The sequence below is a fragment of the Klebsiella sp. RIT-PI-d genome, assembly GCF_001187865.1.
Lineage (GTDB): Bacteria > Pseudomonadota > Gammaproteobacteria > Enterobacterales > Enterobacteriaceae > Superficieibacter.
The window spans coordinates 363,947-383,922 of the sequence record NZ_LGIT01000004.1 but is presented as its reverse complement, the minus strand read 5'-3'; the positions used below and the strand labels follow the sequence as shown (position 1 = coordinate 383,922).

General features: G+C 53.1%; 16 protein-coding genes and 1 tRNA gene. 7 read left to right on the top strand and 10 right to left on the bottom strand.

The genetic code is table 11. From position 1 onward, the window contains the following. The first annotated feature begins 17 nt into the window (after positions 1-17). Positions 18-2,003, top strand: a complete 1,986-nt coding sequence (locus tag AC791_RS04970) for a ligand-gated channel protein (protein ID WP_049839371.1) — start codon at positions 18-20, stop codon at positions 2,001-2,003. A 54-nt stretch (positions 2,004-2,057) separates the two neighbouring features. Here AC791_RS04970 and AC791_RS04965 read toward each other — a convergent pair whose 3' ends face one another. Next, positions 2,058-2,414, bottom strand: coding sequence for a MerR family transcriptional regulator (locus AC791_RS04965; protein WP_049839370.1), 357 nt, complete (start codon positions 2,412-2,414; stop codon positions 2,058-2,060). An 85-nt stretch (positions 2,415-2,499) separates the two neighbouring features. Here AC791_RS04965 and AC791_RS04960 point away from each other — a divergent pair, with 85 nt between their 5' ends. After that, entirely contained in the window at positions 2,500-3,387 is an 888-nt protein-coding gene (locus AC791_RS04960; protein WP_049839369.1) for an alpha/beta fold hydrolase, read from the top strand. Between the two features lie 331 nt (positions 3,388-3,718). On the opposite strand, the gene AC791_RS04950 is transcribed toward AC791_RS04960, so the two are convergent. Beyond that, positions 3,719-4,006 (bottom strand): SymE family type I addiction module toxin, encoded by a 288-nt coding sequence (locus AC791_RS04950; protein WP_049839367.1) that lies wholly within the window; start codon positions 4,004-4,006, stop codon positions 3,719-3,721. 124 nt (positions 4,007-4,130) lie between these two features. Between AC791_RS04950 and AC791_RS04945 the strand changes: the two genes are divergently transcribed. Beyond that, positions 4,131-4,322 carry a toxin-antitoxin system HicB family antitoxin gene (locus AC791_RS04945; protein WP_049839366.1) on the top strand — a complete coding sequence of 64 codons (192 nt, stop codon included), beginning with the start codon at positions 4,131-4,133 and terminating at the stop codon, positions 4,320-4,322. Between the two features lie 215 nt (positions 4,323-4,537). Here AC791_RS04945 and AC791_RS04940 read toward each other — a convergent pair whose 3' ends face one another. Further along, positions 4,538-5,566 (bottom strand): virulence RhuM family protein, encoded by a 1,029-nt coding sequence (locus tag AC791_RS04940; RefSeq protein WP_049839365.1) that lies wholly within the window; start codon positions 5,564-5,566, stop codon positions 4,538-4,540. Between the two features lie 282 nt (positions 5,567-5,848). Continuing rightward, a tRNA-Sec gene (locus AC791_RS20325) sits at positions 5,849-5,943 on the bottom strand. 315 nt (positions 5,944-6,258) lie between these two features. On the opposite strand from AC791_RS20325, the gene yicI reads away from it, so the two are divergent. Then, positions 6,259-8,577 carry an alpha-xylosidase gene (yicI, locus tag AC791_RS04935; protein WP_049839364.1) on the top strand — a complete coding sequence of 773 codons (2,319 nt, stop codon included), beginning with the start codon at positions 6,259-6,261 and terminating at the stop codon, positions 8,575-8,577. A 130-nt stretch (positions 8,578-8,707) separates the two neighbouring features. Here the strand turns inward: yicI and AC791_RS04930 are convergent, their stop codons facing one another. The 4 genes from AC791_RS04930 to AC791_RS04915 all read right to left on the bottom strand — a co-directional run bounded on the left by AC791_RS04930 (position 8,708) and on the right by AC791_RS04915 (position 14,458). Continuing rightward, positions 8,708-10,426 (bottom strand): AsmA family protein, encoded by a 1,719-nt coding sequence (locus AC791_RS04930; RefSeq protein ID WP_049839363.1) that lies wholly within the window; start codon positions 10,424-10,426, stop codon positions 8,708-8,710. Between the two features lie 126 nt (positions 10,427-10,552). Then, on the bottom strand, positions 10,553-11,944 hold the full coding sequence (gene xanP / locus AC791_RS04925; RefSeq protein ID WP_049839362.1) for a xanthine/proton symporter XanP: 1,392 nt from the start codon (positions 11,942-11,944) through the stop codon (positions 10,553-10,555). A 137-nt stretch (positions 11,945-12,081) separates the two neighbouring features. Then, positions 12,082-13,590, bottom strand: a complete 1,509-nt coding sequence (gene glpK / locus AC791_RS04920) for a glycerol kinase GlpK (protein WP_049839361.1) — start codon at positions 13,588-13,590, stop codon at positions 12,082-12,084. A gap of 22 nt (positions 13,591-13,612) precedes the next feature. Continuing rightward, positions 13,613-14,458: an MIP/aquaporin family protein gene (locus tag AC791_RS04915; protein ID WP_049839360.1), complete on the bottom strand. Its 846-nt coding sequence runs from the start codon at positions 14,456-14,458 to the stop codon at positions 13,613-13,615. Positions 14,459-14,891: 433 nt separating this feature from the next. On the opposite strand from AC791_RS04915, the gene zapB reads away from it, so the two are divergent. The 3 genes from zapB to AC791_RS04900 all read left to right on the top strand — a co-directional run bounded on the left by zapB (position 14,892) and on the right by AC791_RS04900 (position 17,142). Beyond that, complete coding sequence (gene zapB / locus AC791_RS04910) at positions 14,892-15,131, top strand: septal ring assembly protein ZapB (protein ID WP_049839359.1); 240 nt, start codon at positions 14,892-14,894, stop codon at positions 15,129-15,131. Positions 15,132-15,272: 141 nt separating this feature from the next. Further along, on the top strand, positions 15,273-16,262 hold the full coding sequence (locus tag AC791_RS04905; protein ID WP_049839358.1) for a sulfate ABC transporter substrate-binding protein: 990 nt from the start codon (positions 15,273-15,275) through the stop codon (positions 16,260-16,262). A gap of 127 nt (positions 16,263-16,389) precedes the next feature. Then, the gene (locus tag AC791_RS04900) at positions 16,390-17,142 is read left to right on the top strand and encodes a CDP-diacylglycerol diphosphatase (protein ID WP_049839357.1); all 753 of its coding nucleotides are present in this window, start codon (positions 16,390-16,392) and stop codon (positions 17,140-17,142) included. Between the two features lie 7 nt (positions 17,143-17,149). Here the strand turns inward: AC791_RS04900 and lsrK are convergent, their stop codons facing one another. After that, on the bottom strand, positions 17,150-18,742 hold the full coding sequence (lsrK, locus tag AC791_RS04895; protein WP_049839356.1) for an autoinducer-2 kinase: 1,593 nt from the start codon (positions 18,740-18,742) through the stop codon (positions 17,150-17,152). A gap of 85 nt (positions 18,743-18,827) precedes the next feature. Further along, a complete protein-coding gene (gene lsrR, locus AC791_RS04890) occupies positions 18,828-19,793 on the bottom strand; it encodes a transcriptional regulator LsrR (protein ID WP_049839355.1) in 966 nt (321 codons plus the stop codon). Positions 19,794-19,976 lie beyond the last annotated feature (183 nt).

Here is a 19,976-nt window from a genome sequence, read left to right as displayed (position 1 = left end):
TATTCTAAGGAATGAAAATGACAATATCTCGCGTTAAATTACTTGCTGCGGCGATCTCTCTTGCGACGCTCCCGGCCAGCGTAACTGCGGCTGAGCAGGATACGCTTGTGGTCACCGCTACCGGCTTTGAACAAAAAATCCAGAATGCACCAGCGTCTATTTCTGTTATTTCTAAAGCGCAAATAGAAGATAAAGCCTATCGTGACGTGACCGATGCCTTAAAAGACGTGCCTGGTGTGGTGGTAACAGGCGGGGGTAGCAGCAGCGATATTAGTATTCGCGGGATGTCTTCCCAGTACACTTTATTCCTTGTCGACGGTAAGCGTATTAGCACCCGGGGAACGCGTCCGAATAGCGATAATGCTGGTATTGAACAAGGCTGGCTGCCACCGCTGGAATCTATCGAGCGTATTGAAATTATTCGCGGCCCCATGTCTTCGTTATATGGCTCCGACGCTATGGGCGGGGTTATTAACGTTATTACTAAAAAAGTGTCGAATAATCTGGGGTGGACCGGTTCTCTGCACGGTGATGCAACCTTCCAGGAAGATAATAAATCGGGCGATCTCTTCCAGACTAACGCCTATGCCTCCGGACCGCTTATTGACGGACTGCTGGGCGCAAAAGTCACCGGGCTACTCTCTCGCCGGGCTGAAGACCGGATTGTAAATGGCTATAACGAGCAGAAACTACGTAACGGGGGCGTGACGCTGAATTTCACGCCGGATGAGAAAAATGACGTTGACCTCGACGTGGCGCGTGAATTACAGGATCGCAACAGCACGCCGGGAATGTCTATGGCGTCTGAAAGCTGCCGGGGTAATACCTGTACCCCCAATAGCCCGAGCAAAAGCCGTTACGAGCATACGACTTACGCATTAACCCATAACGGTTATTACGACGATATCAACACCACCAGCTATCTCCAGCAGGAAAAATCGACCAATCCTGGCCGGGAAATGAAGTCCTATAACACCATTTTTAATAACCAGAATCAGGTGTTCCTCGGCGACCACACGTTGACGCTGGGCGGTCAGTATCGCTATGAAAAACTCAACGATAATGGTAATCAGCTTGAAGCCGCAGACGGACTGAACAAGCTGACCCGCTGGAGCTGGGCGCTGTTTACTGAAGACGAGTGGGCAATGACGGAGAGCTTTACCCTGACCGGCGGCCTGCGGATGGATAAAGACGAAAACTACGGTACCAACTGGACCCCACGGGGCTACGGCGTCTGGCATCTGGCGGACCAGTGGACCCTGAAAGGCGGGATTTCAGCAGGCTATCGCGCGCCGGATCTGCGCCAGTCTTCCGCAAGCTGGGGGCAGGTCACCGGCGGCGGACGCCTTGACGGTATCATCGTCGGTAACCCGGATCTGAAACCGGAAAAAAGCCTGAGTGAAGAGATCGCCTTATTATGGGATAACGATGACAACCTGAATGCAGGCATTACCCTCTTTAATACCGATTTTAAAAACAAAATCACCGAAGTTCGCCGCTGTAACAGCAGCGCCGATCCGGCCTGTACTATTGGCAATCACCGTTATGATTTCGTCAGCGACCGCGTTAACGTCGATAAAGCGACGATGCGCGGCGTGGAGTCGAGCTTCGGCTGGGAAATCGTGTCCGATCTTAACCTGACGGCAAACTATACCTGGACCGATTCCGAGCAGAAAAGCGGGCAGTTCTCTGGTAAGCCGCTGAACAAAATGCCGAAGCATATGTTTAACACTACACTCGACTGGCAGGCCAGCCAGGATCTGGGCTTCTGGAGTCGTCTGAACCTGCGCGGTAAAACCTCGGAATACCTGAGCCGTACGTCAATGTCGCAGGGCACGCCATCCTATACGCAAGTCGATCTCGGTCTGCGCTACAACGCTAACAAAAACCTGCTGGTTTCGGCCGGCGTATATAACGTGCTGGATAAGCAGATTGATTATGAAACGTATGACACGGTGCTGGATGGCCGTCGCTACACCGTCGGGCTGACCTATAATTTCTGATGCGTAAAACGGCGGGAGCGCCTGCTCCCGCTGCATCAAGGCTTCCGTCCCGAATCACTCATTTTCGCCCTGCCTTAGCGTCTTCATTAGCCGCATTCGCCGACGCTCCAGTTCACCGATCTGCCGTTCAATTTCCGCCAGCCGCTTGTGCTGGATAGCCTGCGTTTCGGGACAAAACGCGGCACCTTCGATAAACCGCATACAGTCCGGGAAACTGCGGATCTCAGCGATGCTGAATCCGGTACCGATTAGCCTCTGGATCTGCCTTACCTGAGCGACAGCCGCCTGCGGAAAATAGCGGTATCCGTTACAGGCGCGGGTAGAGGTCAGAAGTCCGTGACTGTCGTAATGCCTGATTGAGCGGATACTGACGCCCGTTTTTATTGCCAGCTCACCAATCGTTAACTGCATAACCTGCCTCTGTGAATGCTGCTTGACTCTGACATTAATGTCAGGGTTCAGCATAGCGTCCGATCACTCAACTGAGGAGCTTTTTATGTTGCTATTTATCTTCCGGCGCACGCTTTTTCCACTGTGCTTACTGCTTTTTTCCGCTACCCTGTTGGCTGGCGTCAAAAACTACACTGTTACTTCGCCTGATGGCGTCACGCTTGCCGTTCAGGAAAGCGGCAACCCAAATGGCAGACCTGTTATCTTCATTCACGGCTTGCTGGGCAGCCATCTCAACTGGGAAAAGCAGGTAGAGGATGCGCAGTTGCAACACTACCGGCTGATTACTTTCGATCTGCGCGGTCACGGGCTGTCAGATAAACCCGGGCAGGAGGCGGCCTATCGTGAAGGCAAACGCTGGGGCGATGATCTGGCGGCCATTATCGAAGGCACACATGCCGATCATCCTTTGCTGGTGGGCTGGTCGCTGGGCGGGGTAGTGATCACCCGCTATCTGGAAGAGTATGGCGATGCCCGTATCAGCGGTGCCGTATACGTGGATGGCGTCGTGGAACTGACCCCGGAGCAGATCACCGCGCATCCGGACGTTTACCGGGACATGACCGCCGGCGATTTAAAAACGCATCTTGACGGTGAACGCGCCTTTCTGCGGCTCTGTTTCTATCAGCAGCCGGACCGCGTTACCTTTGAGCGCCTGCTGGCAAACGCCGCGCTGGCCGCCTGGCCAATGCAGCGCGCCGTGCCGTCAATACGCGTTTCCCTTGAAAAATCCCTTAAGCCCGCCCGCGTACCCTTACTGTTCATTTACGGCAAGCATGATGCGCTGGTTAATCCTCAGGCCTCGCTGGCACGCGCTAAAGCAATAAATCCGCGTATTCAGTCGCTGATTTTTGACAATGCAGGCCATACGCCGTTTATCGAGGACGCCGAACGATTTAATCGTGTGCTGAATGGATTTATTGAGAAGCTGTAGTTGGGCGTCAGGTTTTGCATAACATGATGTGCTTCACCGTTGTGGGATGCCTGACAGCGGTGAAGCGGGGCATAGCGTTGCCACACCTGTTTATGTAAATAACAGTAGGTCCATGTCATCCTCAATGATTGTGAGGTTGGCTATTTTGCTGATTGTGGCATGTTGTGCTTGTGTCAGTGGGCCGTCGTCCGGTTCGTAAGCTGGAAGCACCTCTCTGACAAGGTTTCGTAGTGCCTTATGAACACGTTCGGTCTGCTTTAACGCCATTTCATCCATGAGAACCGTTTCACTCTTCAGGTTTTAGTACGGGATTGCGTAGTCTGTCATCGTGTCACACACGTTCCAGCATTCCTTTCATTTCAGCCAGTGTGCATTTCGTGTCGGCCAGTTCTTTGGTGAGCTTTTCTTCTTTATCCGTCAAACCTACCAGCACAATGCAGCCAGGAATGACCTTAAGCGTATAATGATTGCCCGTGTCAAAACCCGCGTCACGCAGCCATTTGCCAGACAGGGTGATACTGGGCGTACTGGTATCAAGACTTTTTGGACGATAGCCCACAATAAAACTGCGCTCGGGTTTGGTTGCGGGAAGGTCTGAGGTAGAATGCCGATTGGCCATAATCAACTCCTTGATAGTTGGTGCGGTTAAACGCTCCGGTTACGTTCAGGCACGCAGGCGCGTTGCTAATACTGGAGGCTTTAGGTGGCCTCCTATCAGTTTAGAATAATAAATAGGTGGCCTCATGTCAATCATAGCGCGTGAAAAAAAACCAAAAGGCGGTGGTCAATCACCCCAGTTTAAAATGCGTATTGATCCGGCATTAAAAGAACAGCTTGATGCTGTGGCTGCGCAGGAAGGCGTGAGCCTTGCCAGCTGGTTAAAGGAACTGGCAAGAGACGGACTAAGAAAAAAGGGAATTGAGCCAAAGGCCTGATTTTTAGCATAAACCGAACAACTGAACTTTCTTCAGGATCGCGTTCTATCACATTCTTCTTTATACCCGATGATGACGGCATTTTGGCGGAGATCACAGGAGTTGAAATTGATATTTAACTTATTGATTTAATATTTATATTTTTTACTGAATAAATGAGTCACCCCCATAAGCGCCCAAACGATTTTGCTTATGGAGTTCGGAGGCATCCTGAGCTATTTTTTAGGCTCTGTTTTCCACTGTAGCAAGCCAGCAATATCCTTCTCACCTTCGGCTTCTTTTAAGCGCCGTTGTTGTTCAGCAAACTGACTATATTCTGCCTGCGCTTTTTCATCGGCCATTTTCTTGCTGACTTTACCTGCGCCTTGCAGAACCTCGCGGTCGTTAAATTGCAGGAACTGATCCAGCTTATCCTGCCAGTCGCGTAAAAAGACCTGCTGACGGCGACGGGCTTGATCCTCGGCAAAATCCAGCCACATGTTAACCACGCGATTGAGTTCGCTGACCTCATCCTGAGTGAGATAATTTTTTGCCACCGTTACGTCCCCCTTACGCACCTCTTCACCTTTATAACTGGTCAAGCCCATGTGCGGCTGGCTGGCGTCGGCACGTTTGTGGATGAGTTCAGCAGCGGTATGCCCGGTACAAGCAAAATGCAGTTTGTTCTGGATGGTTTGAAAAAACTGCGTGGTTTCTTTTAGCGACGGTTGATAGTCAGCGGCTAACGCAAAGATCTCCCGCACCCGCAAATACACCCGGCGCTCGCTGGCGCGAATATCGCGGATACGCTCCAGCATTTCATCGAAATAGTCGGGTACAGTCGATGAACCTACGGGCGGATTTTTTAGCCGCTCATCGTCCATCACAAAACCTTTGATCAGGTATTCCTGAAGCGTCTGGGTTGCCCACTGGCGGAACTGTGTACCGCGAGGGGAGCGAACGCGATAGCCGACAGCGAGTATCAAAGGCAAACTAAAATATTGAACCTGATAGTTTTTCCCATCGCTGGCAGTTGTTCGGTAAAACCGAACAACTGAATTTTCCTCAAGTTCGCCATCTTCAAAGATGTTCTTTATATGCCCGCTGATGGTGGCTTTAGCTTTGCCATACAGCTCGCAGATCGTTGCCTGAGAAAGCCACAGTGTATTACTTTCAAAGCGACATTCAACACGCACTCTCCCGTCACCGCTGGCAAACATAATGAATTCACCTGCCGGTAGTTGGGTTAAGTATTTATCTGTCATGCCGCCTCCGCTTGCATCTGACTCACAACGCTGTAATCCGCTTAGTATGCCAGAAATTCCTGGTGAGGATTATTATGCGGGTAGCAGAGAGATATCATCAAGCTGATGAATCAGGATTTCTATTTGGCTCAGTTCATTATCGGGTCACTTGACGATACTTTCTATAACACGCTTCTTTATACCCGATGATAACGGCTTTTTTTGCCGCGGCATTTTCACAGCGAAAATCTGAAGATTGTGGATGATACTGCGAATAAAAACGGACTGCTCAGGAAGGAATTTTGGCGGAAGATCACAGGAGTCGAACCTGCCCGGGGCCGCTGGCGGTCCCAACTGGAGTTGAAGTCCAGCCGCCTCACCGGAGACGACGATCTTCCGCGCCTCGATTGCTACATGGAGGCGGGCGCATTATAGCTACTTCCTGAGCTTTCCACACCCCCTGTGTGACTTTTTTCACTTCTGTTACACAATTAATTCTCTGATATTACATAAATCCTCAACAAATCCGTGAGTTACTGCTCTCGTTGCCTCTGTTTGTCTACTGCGATCACAGAAAACAAGAAACGTAATCTGATAACCAGAAAACGCAATATCCGTAATGGGCACGATGCTTTAAAAAACCGTCATCAGATGCAGGAAAAACGTTGTAGTGGCTTCAGGCTCACGACGTATCAGGTAACAAAGGAGCACAAATGAAAATCAATGATGGAAACTGGCTTACTCAACCGGGTCTGAATCTTATCCACCCGATCCAGGTTTTTGACGTGGAACAGCAGGGTAATGAGATGGTGATCCATGCCGCTCCGCGCGATGTGCGTGAACGGGCCTGGCAACTTGATACCCCGCTTTTTACCCTGCGCTTTTTCTCGCCGCAAGAGAGTGTCATTGGGGTGCGCATTGAACACTTTCAGGGCGCGCTGGATAGTGGCCCTCATTACCCACTCAACGTGCTCAACGATGTTCGGGTGGATATGCAGAATACGCCAGAATTTGCTGAGCTGAAAAGCGGTAGTCTGAGCGTGCGCGTCACCAAAGGCGAAAACTGGGCGCTGGATTTTCTCCGTAATGGCGTACGCATTACCGGTAGCCAGGCGAAGAATAACGGCTACATAGAAGACAATAACGACGCGCGTCGTTATATGTTTGAGCGTCTGGATCTGGGCGTAGGAGAAACCGTTTATGGTCTTGGCGAGCGTTTTACTGCGCTGGTGAAAAATGGTCAAACGGTAGACACCTGGAACTGCGATGGCGGTACCAGCACTGAACAATCTTATAAAAATATTCCGTTCTACCTGACCAATCGTGGGTATGGGGTGCTGGTTAATCATCCGCAGCGCGTCTCATTTGAAGTGGGTTCCGAGAAAGTCTCAAAAGTGCAATTCAGCGTTGAGGGTGAGTATCTGGAATACTTCGTCATTGACGGCCCGACGCCAAAAGAGGTTCTGAACCGCTATACGCAGTTTACCGGTCGTCCGGCATTGCCACCGGCATGGTCATTTGGGCTGTGGCTGACCACATCGTTTACCACTAACTATGATGAAGCAACGGTAAACAGCTTTATTGACGGGATGGCAGAACGCAATCTGCCGCTGCATGTCTTCCATTTCGACTGCTTCTGGATGAAAGCCTTCCAGTGGTGCGATTTTGAATGGGACCCGGTCACTTTCCCGGACCCGGAAGGCATGATCCGTCGCCTGAAAGAGAAAGGGCTGAAAGTTTGCGTATGGATTAACCCGTATATCGGCCAAAAATCACCGCATTTTAACGAGCTTAAAGAGAAAGGCTATTTGCTGAAACGCCCGGACGGTTCGCTGTGGCAATGGGATAAATGGCAGCCGGGGCTGGCAATTTATGACTTTACCAATCCAGAAGCCTGCCAGTGGTATGCAGACAAACTTAAAGGCCTGACGTCAATAGGCGTTGATTGTTTTAAAACCGACTTTGGCGAGCGCATTCCGACTGACGTGGTCTGGCATGACGGCTCCGATCCGCAGAAAATGCATAACCACTATGCGTTTATCTATAACGAACTGGTATGGAACGTACTGAAAGAAACGGTTGGCGAAAAAGAAGCCGTGCTGTTTGCGCGTTCAGCATCGGTAGGTGCGCAGCAGTTTCCGGTTCACTGGGGCGGTGACTGCTATGCAAACTACGAATCTATGGCAGAAAGCCTGCGCGGCGGCCTGTCAATCGGGCTGTCCGGGTTTGGCTTCTGGAGCCACGATATTGGCGGCTTTGAAAATACGGCCCCGGCACACGTCTACAAACGCTGGTGCGCGTTCGGGCTGCTCTCCAGCCACAGCCGCCTGCACGGCAGCAAATCTTATCGTGTACCCTGGGCCTATGACGATGAATCATGCGACGTAGTACGTCACTTTACCCAGCTAAAATGCCGGATGATGCCGTATTTGTACCGCCAGGCCGCCACGGCCAATGTGCAAGGCACGCCGATGATGCGTGCAATGATGCTGGAATTTCCGGACGATCCTGCGTGCGACTATCTGGACCGCCAGTATATGCTCGGAGATGCCATCATGGTCGCCCCCGTGTTTAGCGACGCTGGCGACGTACAGTTCTACCTGCCGGAAGGTCGCTGGACGCATCTGTGGCACAATGATGAAATTACCGGCAGCCGCTGGCACAAGCAGAATCACGATGTCTTAAGTCTGCCGGTCTACGTACGTGATAACACGTTACTGGCGCTGGGGAATAATGACCAGAAGCCTGACTATGCCTGGAACAACGGTACAGCTTTCCAGCTCTTTAACCTCGATGACGGACATACCGCGGTATGTGAAGTGCCTGCAGAGGACGGTTCCACGATCTTCACCTTAACCGCAACGCGCAAGGATGGCGCGATCGCGGTGAATGGTGAGGGCCAGGCTAATGGCTGGACACTATGCTTGCGTAACGTGGCACAAATTGCCCGTGTGGAAGGCGGCGTTCAGGCGCGAAGCGAGTGGGGTGTGGATATTGTCCCCGCTGGAAATGAGCTGAAGATTTACCTGTAGTTTGTGGAATACTCCCTCACCCTAACCCTCTCCTTCAGGGAGAGGGGACTGTACGGTGGGTGGGATAATATCTGTACACGGGAGTATATTGCAGTAACGTCGTGCCTCAGGCGTGCTTTCACCCTCTCCCTTAGGGAGAGGGTGGGGCCACCGGCACCGGCGTCTCAATTCCGCCGCTAACTTCGCCATCGTTCATGGTCTGCGTAACCTGCTGCTTCGCAACATTCACTGCCCGCAGTTGTCCGTTTAACGATGGTTTTAATGGCGCATCAGCGCGCAATGAGCCGCTGACGTTTAGCTGTATATTGCCATCGCCGGAAATCGGCAGTGCTGGCCATCCCCACGGTTGCAGGATAGTCAGCGGTATTCCACGCCCGTTAACGTTCACGTTAAGCTGACGTGTTGGGAGCTGAGACACTGTCGCGGTAGCTTCCAGCAGCCCTTTTTCAGTGAAGGCGCTGAGTTCACTCACCGTAATCGACGAGGCGCTGGCGTTAAGTTTCATGGAGGGGCGGCGAACGTCGACCCGATTAAACGTTCCGGCGGCGGCATTCAGCCCGGCGGCACCGGCCCACAGGCCCCACTGGCGGTTCTTCGCTACCTGCAAATAGCTGCCGTAACCATCCAGCGACGTAAGCTGCCATGGAAAAGCCGGATCGATATCAATAATCAAATTACGGTTGGCGGTAAGACGATTTACCGTCACGCTCTGTAACCACGGAGGCAGCGCGGCCATCCACAGTTGCTTCCAGTTGGCTGGCAGCGTGTATTCCAGACCGGCTAAGGCAAAATCGTCCAGTACCAGCGCTTTACTGTCGCGCAGCCAGTTACCGGAGGTGCGGATCATGCCGCCTTCCCAGCGCGAGGTAAACTGACTTAACGCCACGCCCTGCGCAGAGAATGCGGCATTGAGGATCGGATCGTTCAAATGCAGTGAGCCATAAATAAATTCACTGGCGTTCATGGAGAGCTTACCCTCCCGGCTTTGCCAGTCATCTTTACTGAACGTCAAATCGCGCAGACTGAGATCGAGATCGATAAGCGCCCAATCCGGTCCCTGAAGCTGCGCGTCGGTTACGTCAAGACGGTTAATTTGCAGAGAAGGCAGGGTGGTCAGCGGCGCGAAGAAATCCTGCAACGTTTTATCGCTTTGCAGACGAATATCGTTGATTTGCAGGCTATCGACAATCCAGCCGCCGTGAGCATCACGTCGTGCGGTTCCGGTCAGCGCACCGCGCGCCACGTCTGCGCCAATCGTCGTCAAATTAACATTACTGTGATCGATACTGCCTTGTACCAGAACGTTGCTGGCCGGCACGCCGTTCAGCGTCAGCGATCCGGCGCTCATCATAATATCGGCTTTGCTGCCCAGCACGTTACCCGCCTGAGGTAGCCACGGGCTGACACCGCCGGTAACGCGCTGGGCGCTCAGATCCCAACCGGTTTCCGGGCTATTAAAGGCCATATTAATTAACTGAAGACGGTCAGCGCGAATGGCCAGCGGCGCAGTCGCAGGCGAGAGATTCAGCGTGCCGTCCTGCAAAATAATTGCGTCCGCGTGTAGCGGATCGGTGAACTGGCGACTGCTTAGCCCGATATCAACCGTTTTGGCGTCCAGCGTAGCGGGTTTACCGTCGCGACCGAACGTCACATTCTTTAATAAAATATGTGAGGGTGAGGAAAAGCGGTGGTCGATTGCATCAAACGTCAGCTGATAGTCGCTATTCGCGCTGATCCAGGCACTGACCTGTTTAGCGCCCCAGCGTGTCTGAACAAGGAAATAGAACGCGATAATGACCACCAGTAAGGCAATCAGGATCCAGGCGATCAGTTTTCCGAGAAATTTCATGGTCATCCTTCCCGAGAAATAAATATAAGGGAGTTATGCCCGAATTACAGGAAATCCTCAAGGAGGGAATAGTGAAAGTGCGTTACAGCGGCAGCAAGATAAGTCCCTCTTGCTGCCGCGATAAAATCAGCTTTTCTCTGGCGGGAAAAGCAGGTTCAGGACGATAGCAGTGATCCCTCCGGCGGCGATGCCGGAAGAGAGCAGGTTTTTCAACCAGTCAGGGGCAAATTGCAGGATCAGCGGCTGCTGAGATACGCCAAGGCCCACAGCCAGAGACAGGGCGATGATCATGATGGCGCGACGGTTTAACGGTTCGCGCGACACAATGCGAACCCCGGAGGCGGCGATAGTGCCAAACATCACCAGCGTTGCGCCTCCGAGTACCGGTTCCGGAATGTGTTGCACAAAACCGCTTACCGCCGGGAACAGACCGAGCACGATCAGCATCAGTGCGACCACAAAGCCAACATAGCGACTTGCCACGCCGGTTAGCTGGATCACGCCGTTATTTTGCCCGAAACAGGAGTTCGGAAAGGTGTTAAATACCGCAGAAACGCAGGAATTCAGCCCGTTGGCCAGCACGCCGCCTTTCAGACGCTTCATATATAGCGGGCCGGAGACGGGTTGTTCAGAGACGTCAGAGGTGGCTGTGATATCGCCAATCGTTTCCAGCGAGGTGATCATAAATACCAGCATCAGCGGCAGCAGCAGGCTCCAGTCAATTCCCAGACCATAATAGAGTGGCGTGGGCACCATAATTAATGGGCTGTCTGTCGGCGCATTACTCTGCGGCAGCATGTCCATAAACCAGGCCATCGCATACCCGGCGGCCATGGCGATCACCAGTGACGCCACACGCAGATACGGGTTGCGCTGACGGTTCAGCAGAATAATAACTGCCAGCACGACACCGGCCAGCAGCAGGTTTTTCGGGGCTCCGAACGTGTGATCGTTCATCGCAGCGAATCCGCCGCCAATAGAGGTCAGCCCTACCTGGATAAGCGACAGGCCGATAATCATGACTACCACGCCGGAGACCAGCGGGGTAATGATACGGCGCGCGAGGTGCAGCACCCGGGAGATCAGCATCTCTGTGCAGCTTGCCAGCATCAGGGTACCGAACAGCGCGGCCATCATGGTCGGAACATCTGCGCCACCGGTTTTAAGCGCCGTACCGCCCATGATAAGCGGGGCGACAAAATTGAAGCTGGTGCCCTGAATGGACAGCAGGCCAGAGCCAACCGGCCCCCAGGCTTTAATCTGAATGATAGAGGCCACGCCGGAGGCGAACAGTGACATGCTAATGATGTGCTGGGTATCCGCCGCCGGAAGTCCGAGTGCCTGACAAATCAGCAGGGCAGGGGTGATCACTGCGACGAACATCGCCAGCAGATGCTGGCTGGCCGCAAACAGGGTCTGAGCCAGGGGAGGGCGATCTTCAAGGCGGTAAATCAGTTCGCTATTCTGTACGGGCGCAATCGGTTGCGCATCTTCAGATTCCAGGGTGTTAGCAGACATCAAAGGTATTCCCGCGGTGGAAAAGCGGGCATTTTATCCGACTTCCGGGTAAAAGCAATCGTTTGCCATGCTCCGGGTAAAAATTTTACGTTGCTGAAAAGAGTGACGGGTAGCGCCAGGGCTACCCGTCAGGGGGATTACTCGTCGTGTTCTTCCCACGCCATGGCGCGTTTCACCGCTTTTTTCCAGCCGCTGTAACGGTAGTTGCGTTCGGTGGTTTCAATACCGGGACGGAACTCGCGTTCAATGACCGCTTTTTCCTGTAGCTCATCCAGATTTTGCCAGAAGCCCACCGCCAGACCGGCCAGATACGCTGCGCCCAGGGCCGTCACTTCACGGACCTCCGGGCGTTCTACGCGGGTGCCGAGAATGTCAGACTGGAACTGCATCAGGAAATTGTTGGCCACTGCGCCGCCGTCTACGCGCAGGGCGTGCAGGCGAATGCCCGAATCTGCCTGCATGGCTTCCAGGACGTCACGTGTCTGATAGGCGATAGATTCCAGCGTGGCGCGAATAATATGATTCGAATTGACGCCGCGCGTCAGGCCGAAGATCGCACCGCGCGCATACGGGTCCCAGTAAGGCGCACCGAGGCCGGTAAAGGCAGGCACGACATACACACCGTTGGTGTCTTTCACTTTAGTGGCGAAATATTCAGAGTCAAAGGCGTCGCTGATGAGCTTCATTTCATCACGCAACCACTGGATAGAGGCGCCTGCCATAAATACCGCGCCTTCCAGCGCATAATTTACTTCGCCGCGTGGACCGCAGGCGATGGTGGTCAGCAGACCATGATCCGACGCCACCGCTTTTTCGCCGGTATTCATCAGCATAAAGCAGCCGGTACCGTAGGTATTTTTCGCCATTCCTTCTTTGACGCAAAGCTGGCCGAACAGCGCTGCCTGCTGATCGCCGGCAATCCCGGCAATCGGAATACGGGTGCCGCCTTTACCGCCGATATTGGTCTGGCCGTACACTTCGGAGGATTTGTGCACCTGCGGCAGCATGGCGCGCGGAATATCCAGCACTTCCAGCATTTTGTCGTCCCATTCCAGCTCGTGGATATTGAACATCATGGTACGCGAGGCGTTGGTGTAGTCGGTAACGTGAACGCGCCCCTGGGTCATTTTCCAGATAAGCCAGGTATCGACCGTACCAAACAACAACTCACCCCGGCGCGCGCGTTCGCGTGAACCCTCGACGTGATCGAGGATCCATTTTACTTTGGTGCCAGAAAAGTACGGGTCAATGACCAGACCGGTGGTTTTACGAATGTAATCTTCCATGCCGTCGCGCTTCAGCTTTTCGCAGATTTCAGCGGTACGACGACATTGCCAGACGATAGCGTTATAAATCGGTTTACCGGTTTCCCGATCCCAGACGATAGCGGTTTCACGCTGGTTGGTAATACCAATAGCGGCAATCTGATCGGAATTAATGTCGGCTTTGGCCAGCACTTCAACCAGCGTAGAGCTTTGAGTCGCCCAGATTTCCATTGGGTCGTGTTCAACCCAGCCTGGCTTCGGATAAATTTGTTCAAATTCGCGCTGCGACACGCTGATGATATTAGCATCGTGATCCATCACGACGGCACGAGAACTGGTCGTACCCTGATCAAGCGCAACGATATATTTTTTGTCAGTCATAGTGATAAGTCCCATAGTCGTATTACAGCGAAACTTTTTGTGTAGCGGCAGCAGCGTCTTTCTCATCTTTGGCGACCGGAATGTCGCACGGCAGATGGAAGCCGATCAGCTTGCGATAGCCAAACGCGCCCAGGGCAGCGCCAACAATTGGTCCGAATAGCGGTACCAGGAAGTAAGGAATATCTTTCGCACCGGTAAAGGCAACGTTGCCCCACCCGGCAAACCAGGCGAACGTTTTCGGGCCTAAATCACGCGCCGGATTCATGGCAAAGCCGGTCAGCGGCCCCATGGATGCACCGATAACGGCAATCAGCAGACCAATAAGCAACGGTGTCAGCGGTCCACGCGGAATGCCGTTACCATCATCACCCAGCGCCATAATCACGGCCATCAGAATAGCGGTAATCACCATTTCAACTGCGAAGGCCTGCACAAAATTAAGATGTGGATTGGGATACGTTGAGAAAATGCCGGCCAGATCGAGGCTCTCCACGCTGCCGCGTACCATATGGTGCGTCAGTTCGTAGTCAGCGAACAAATTGTAATAGAGGCCATAGACCAGCGCTGCCGAGCAGAAAGCTCCGGCGAACTGGGCGAAGATAAACGGCGCCACCTTGCGGCCGTCAAAACAGGCGAAAAGCCAGAGGGCGATGGTGACCGCCGGATTGAGATGCGCGCCGGAGACACCCGCAGTTAAGTAAATCGCCATGGCGACCCCTAACCCCCAGATGACGCTGATTTCCCACTGTCCGAAGCTGGCACCCGCCACTTTTAGCGCGGCAACGCAGCCCACGCCAAAGAAAATCAGTAATCCGGTGCCCAAAAATTCTGCGATACACTGACCTTTCAGGGAAGTTGTTTGGCTCATAATCCGATCCTAAAGCAAGGTAAGAAGCAATATGTGCATAATGGTCAAATAAGACCATACAGCATTGTATGTTTAATGTTAATTTATCGTTAACGAGCATAAACGAGAAATATCGAAATCAAAATGTGTGTGCTGCGTCAACAAAATGAGCGTTTTCGCGCTATGTAGTGTATTTTTACGCCAGAAAAATAATGAGAGCTGAATCATTTCATTAACCCATGGGTTAACAATTAAGGGGTATTTGCGACGAACGCATCAGGTTTTGCCTGAAAATGCCGACAATCCGCAAACAGCATGGGTTGTTGCTGGACAGTAGGGGCGGCGCTTCATACAATCGGAGCTAAGGTTACGGGCTAATTCATTAAGGCGTCGCCGGTGTTCGGGACGAGGATTTATATCCATCAGCGCCTTGCAATTCAGGAGAGGTAGGACGATGTCATTAGAAGTGTTTGAGAAACTGGAAGCAAAAGTACAGCAGGCGATTGATACCATCACTTTATTACAGATGGAAATCGAAGAGCTGAAAGAGAAGAACAATAGCCTGTCTCAGGATGTTCACTCCGCGCAGCAGAGCCGTGAAGATCTGGAGCGTGAGAATCATCATCTGCGCGAGCAGCAGCAGGGCTGGCAGGATCGTCTGCAGTCTCTATTGGGGCGCATGGAAGAAGTTTGATTTAAGGCCCTCTCTCTGCGGAGAGAGGGTTTATCCTCTTATATTCCCCTTCGTTATAGCCAATCTTTTTTTATTCTTTAATCATTGGTTCGCTTTCTGGCACGCTGACGTCATCAAAACACAACATACTGAGAGTGGGCGATGAATAAGTGGAGCGTAGGATTAACTCTGTTGCTGGCGTCAACCAGCATTCTGGCTAAAGATGTCCAGTTATTAAATGTGTCTTATGATCCAACGCGCGAGCTGTACGAAGAGTACAACAAAGCTTTCAGCGCCCACTGGAAAAAAGAGACCGGCGATAATGTCGTCATTCGGCAGTCGCACGGTGGCTCAGGCAAACAGGCGACTTCCGTCATCAATGGTATTGAGGCCGATGTAGTCACTCTGGCGCTGGCCTACGATGTGGATGCTATTGCCGCACGTGGACGCATCGATAAGAACTGGATCAAACGCCTGCCGGATAACTCCGCGCCGTATACCTCGACCATCGTTTTCCTGGTGCGTAAAGGCAACCCGAAACAAATTCATGACTGGAACGATCTGGTCAAACCTGGCGTTTCGGTGATCACGCCGAATCCTAAAAGCTCCGGCGGCGCGCGCTGGAACTATCTGGCGGCCTGGGGCTACGCGCTGCATCAAAACAATGGCGATCAGGCTAAAGCCCAGGATTTCGTAAAATCACTGTTCAAAAATGTCGAGGTGCTGGATTCCGGCGCGCGTGGCTCAACCAATACCTTTGTTGAGCGTGGGATTGGCGATGTGCTGATTGCATGGGAAAACGAAGCGCTGCTGGCCACTAAGGCGCTGGGCAAAGACAAATTTGAAATTGTGACCCCGAGCGAGTCTATTCTGGCAGAGCCGACTGTATCCGTGGTTGATAAAGTCGTCGACAAGAAAGGCACTCAGGCGGTGGCAGAAGCCTATCTGAAGTACCTGTACTCGCCGGAAGGTCAGGAAATTGCCGCGAAAAACTTCTACCGTCCTCGCGATGCTGAAGTGGCAAAAAAATATGACAGTGAATTTCCGAAATTGAAGCTGTTCACGATTGATGACGAGTTTGGTGGCTGGGCGAAAGCGCAGAAAGAACACTTCTCTAACGGCGGCACGTTCGATCAGATCAGCAAACGTTAAACGTTACCCTAAAATAGGGCGCTGCCCGGCACTATCGCCACCGATTTTAACGGCCCTCCGGGGCCGTTTTTATTTGGTCATCAATTTGCGATACCCTTTAGCAAAAAGCCCGATCCGGTATCCAATAATGAAAAACGTTACGCGCTTTATCGTCGTGCTGCTGGCAGGAGCGCTTCTCGCCGCTAGTGGTTTTTACTGGCATCATACGCGCCATTCCGATGCGCTCCGCCATATTACACTCGACCAGTGTATTCCCGGACAGCGCCTGCACCACGCTCCTGCTCCCTGTAAAGAGGTCGATCTCCGGGCAGGTTATGTGCTGCTCAAAGATAAGAATGGGCCGCTTCAGTATTTGCTGATGCCCACGCAACGGATAAACGGTATTGAAAGCCCGCTGTTGCTCACCGCGCAAACGCCCGATTATTTCTGGTTGGCGTGGCTAAAGCGTGGCGTGCTGAGTGAAAAAAACGGTGCGCCGCTGCCGGACCCGGCCGTTTCATTAACCATCAATTCTCGTCTCGGGCGAACGCAAAACCATCTCCATATTCATATTTCCTGCCTGCGCCGCGATGTTCGCGCTCATCTTGATGACAATCTGACAAAAATTAGCGCCCGCTGGCTTCCGCTGGAGGGCGGATTACGCGGCCACGACTATCTGGCCCGGCGGGTGACAGAGCGTGAACTGATGCAGCGCAGTCCATTTATCATGCTGGCGGAAGAGGTGCCGGACGCGCGGGCGCATATGGGGCGCTATTCGCTGGCCCTGGCGCAGCAGCGCGACGGTTCGCTGGTGCTACTGGCAACAAAGCGTAATGTATGGATGTTAAATCTGGCCTCGGCGGAAGAACTTCAGGATCACCAGTGTGCGATCCTGAAGTAAACGCGGATCAGAGCCCCGGTGCTTTCCACAGCGATGTGGTTAAGCCATTATCCACCAGACCGCGCTGATCCTGATACACAGCCAGCCATTTTTCCCGCGCTCGCTGATAAGTATCATGATTTTTCGGGTCGGGCTTATGCTCACGATCCCAGCGTACCAGGCTTTCGCCGGTAAGCGCCAGCGAAGGCCAGATATCGGCTCCGACGCCGGCGGCTATCGCGCAGCCGAGCGCCGTTGCCTCTTTCACTACCGGCACCCGCACGGTCAGACCGGTGACGTCCGCCAGGATCTGACTCCATAATTTGCCTTTTGCGCCGCCGCCGGCAAACACCAGCGTATCGGCCTGCACGCCAGAAAAATCGGCGATCTGCTGTAAATTGCAGGCTGAGACAATCGCCGCATTTTCTTCCAGCGCACGAAACAGCGTGGCTTTATTGCACTTTTCAGGATCGATGGAGAGATTGATAAACGACGGCGCGGCGTGATACCAGCGTTTAAACCGCATGACATCGGAAAAAATAGGCATGACGCCGTGCGCGCCGGGAGGGACCCGGCTGGCCATCTCTTCAAGCAGAGAATAGGTATCCACCCCGAGGCGGTCGGCGATCAGTTTCTCTTCGGCACAGAACGCATCCCGAAACCAGCGCATGGTCAGGCCGGTGAAAAAACTGATCGACTCCGTTTGCACCATGCCCGGAATGACGTGTGGGTTAATCCGCACATTCATGTTGGGATCGGTGGCCGGTGCCGGAAGATTCACTACCTGCTGCCAGAAGGTGCCGCCCAGTACCGCGGTTTGCGCAGGCTGCACCACGCCGAGGCCCAGGCAGCCGAGTTGCACGTCACCGCCGCCAACCACAACCGGTGTTCCGGCAGCCAGGCCGCAAAACTCTGCGGCAGTTGAGGTTACTTTTCCCAGCGGCGTTCCGGTTTCTTTCACCGGCGACAAGATATCGGCCCGCAGGCCGGCCATTTGCAGCAGGCTGCGTTTCCAGTCGCGGGTTGTTAAATCCAGCAGGCCAGTGGTCCCGGCGTTAGACGGATCAACCGCCAGCTCGCCGCACAGCATATAAGCCATCCAGTCGCTTATCATCGTAACGGTAGATGCCCGACGATAAATATCCGGACGATGGTGCGCCAGCCAGAGCAGACGTGGAATAGCGCTCAGGGCCAGCGTTTGCCCGGAGCAGCGATAAACATTTTCCTCAAACGTGTTGTCGTACAGTTCTTTTAGCTCGCTGACCTCACGTGCAGCCCGCGCATCGACATTCGCGCAGGCCCATATCGGTTCACCGTCGCCATCGTAAATCACAATCCCTTCGCGCATCGAACAGGCTGAAACGGCAATAACGGCCGTCGCCGGGATGGCCGCCAGGTGCAGCGCCTGGCGAATACACTGGCAGGCCAGCTGCCAGTTCTTTGCCAGATCAAATTCCATCGAACCCGGCACATCAGGTACCGCCAGATGCTGCCATTCCGCCTGACCAACAGCGACCTGGTTGCCGTGTAAATCGAAAATGACGGCTCTGACGCTGCCGGTTCCGGCGTCAAGGGCCATCAGATAGTGTCCTGATTCAGAGTGGGTACAGAGTCGAGCCATATTGTCGCCCTCGGCTATTTATCGTTCACCTGAACTCCTGTCAATTCGTGCTCCATGTCGTAGGGGTAAGTGTTCTTTGATTTCGTTATTGTTCAATTAATTGCAGCATTCTGGCGGCGGTCGCCTGATCGGTGACCAGCGCATTGATGTAGCGGCCTTTCATGGCGGCGATAATGGCTTCTGCTTTCTCTTCGCCGCCGGCAACACCGATAATCGTGGGGATCGTGGCGAGCGATGTCAGGCTCAGACCGATCAACTCCTGGTGAATTTTGATCTCCGGGATCACCTCACCGTCGGCATCAAAAAAGTAACCGAGAATATCGCCCACCGCGCCTTTACGACCGATCATCAACTGCTCGCCGGTAGTGATATAGCCCGAGCGCAAAATCGTGGCGTCCTCTTTCTGGCTAACCGAACCGATGCCTACAACGGCCACATCTGCTGCCTGGGCCGTTAGCATGACGTCCCGGACGCTATTTTCATTACGCAATGTGCAGGCAATATCTGCCGATGAGGCGCGCAACGGCGCGGGCATAATGCTGACGCTACAGGCGGCGTCCAGCTGACCAATACCGGTCATGTAAGGCCCGACACCGCCGGAGAGCGTCACCAGCCGGATACGCTGGGCAGAAATAAATCCGCTCAGCCGCTTGAGCGTCGTCATGGTCGCCTCGCCAAAGCCCACCGCCAGCAGTTGCTGAGGTTGCAGGGATTCCATCAGCATGTGTGAGGCACCAATTCCCAGCCGCATCCCAATATTGGCGTCGGGCAGGTCGGGTAATACCCGAATATGACGCAGTGAAAAACGGCTGCGCAGCGCGGCTTCGTACTGCAGACAGCCTTCAAACCGTGAGTTAATCTGCACGCGGATAATGCCCGACTGATGTCCTTTCTCCAGTAGCCGCGAGACTTTAAGCCGTGTCAGCCCCAGTCGTTCGCTAATTTCACTTTGTGTCAGGCCGTCGTGGTAATAAAACCATGCAATGCGGGCGACCTGCTCCTCTTCACACATGCCGTAATCTGCTACCAGAGTGCCATCATTGGTTGTCATAATATTGCTTCGCTCTGAACATTTTTAATTCATAAATACAATTGTTCAGTCATTCATAACACTCCGCTGTGACTCGCGCCACAAAAATTAATCATGACTGCACTTTTCGCGACAGAAAATTCATTTATTCGCAAAATGTGATCTTTGTGATGTTTTTGTAACCAAATTGCTACTACTGTTTTG

Coding starts and splice junctions, on each gene's coding strand:
- AC791_RS04970 (WP_049839371.1), top strand. CDS start 18: ATGACAATATCTCGCGTTAAATTACTTGCTGCGGCGATCTCTCTTGCG.
- AC791_RS04965 (WP_049839370.1), bottom strand. CDS start 2,414: ATGCAGTTAACGATTGGTGAGCTGGCAATAAAAACGGGCGTCAGTATC.
- AC791_RS04960 (WP_049839369.1), top strand. CDS start 2,500: ATGTTGCTATTTATCTTCCGGCGCACGCTTTTTCCACTGTGCTTACTG.
- AC791_RS04950 (WP_049839367.1), bottom strand. CDS start 4,006: ATGGCCAATCGGCATTCTACCTCAGACCTTCCCGCAACCAAACCCGAG.
- AC791_RS04945 (WP_049839366.1), top strand. CDS start 4,131: ATGTCAATCATAGCGCGTGAAAAAAAACCAAAAGGCGGTGGTCAATCA.
- AC791_RS04940 (WP_049839365.1), bottom strand. CDS start 5,566: ATGACAGATAAATACTTAACCCAACTACCGGCAGGTGAATTCATTATG.
- yicI (WP_049839364.1), top strand. CDS start 6,259: ATGAAAATCAATGATGGAAACTGGCTTACTCAACCGGGTCTGAATCTT.
- AC791_RS04930 (WP_049839363.1), bottom strand. CDS start 10,426: ATGAAATTTCTCGGAAAACTGATCGCCTGGATCCTGATTGCCTTACTG.
- xanP (WP_049839362.1), bottom strand. CDS start 11,944: ATGTCTGCTAACACCCTGGAATCTGAAGATGCGCAACCGATTGCGCCC.
- glpK (WP_049839361.1), bottom strand. CDS start 13,590: ATGACTGACAAAAAATATATCGTTGCGCTTGATCAGGGTACGACCAGT.
- AC791_RS04915 (WP_049839360.1), bottom strand. CDS start 14,458: ATGAGCCAAACAACTTCCCTGAAAGGTCAGTGTATCGCAGAATTTTTG.
- zapB (WP_049839359.1), top strand. CDS start 14,892: ATGTCATTAGAAGTGTTTGAGAAACTGGAAGCAAAAGTACAGCAGGCG.
- AC791_RS04905 (WP_049839358.1), top strand. CDS start 15,273: ATGAATAAGTGGAGCGTAGGATTAACTCTGTTGCTGGCGTCAACCAGC.
- AC791_RS04900 (WP_049839357.1), top strand. CDS start 16,390: ATGAAAAACGTTACGCGCTTTATCGTCGTGCTGCTGGCAGGAGCGCTT.
- lsrK (WP_049839356.1), bottom strand. CDS start 18,742: ATGGCTCGACTCTGTACCCACTCTGAATCAGGACACTATCTGATGGCC.
- lsrR (WP_049839355.1), bottom strand. CDS start 19,793: ATGACAACCAATGATGGCACTCTGGTAGCAGATTACGGCATGTGTGAA.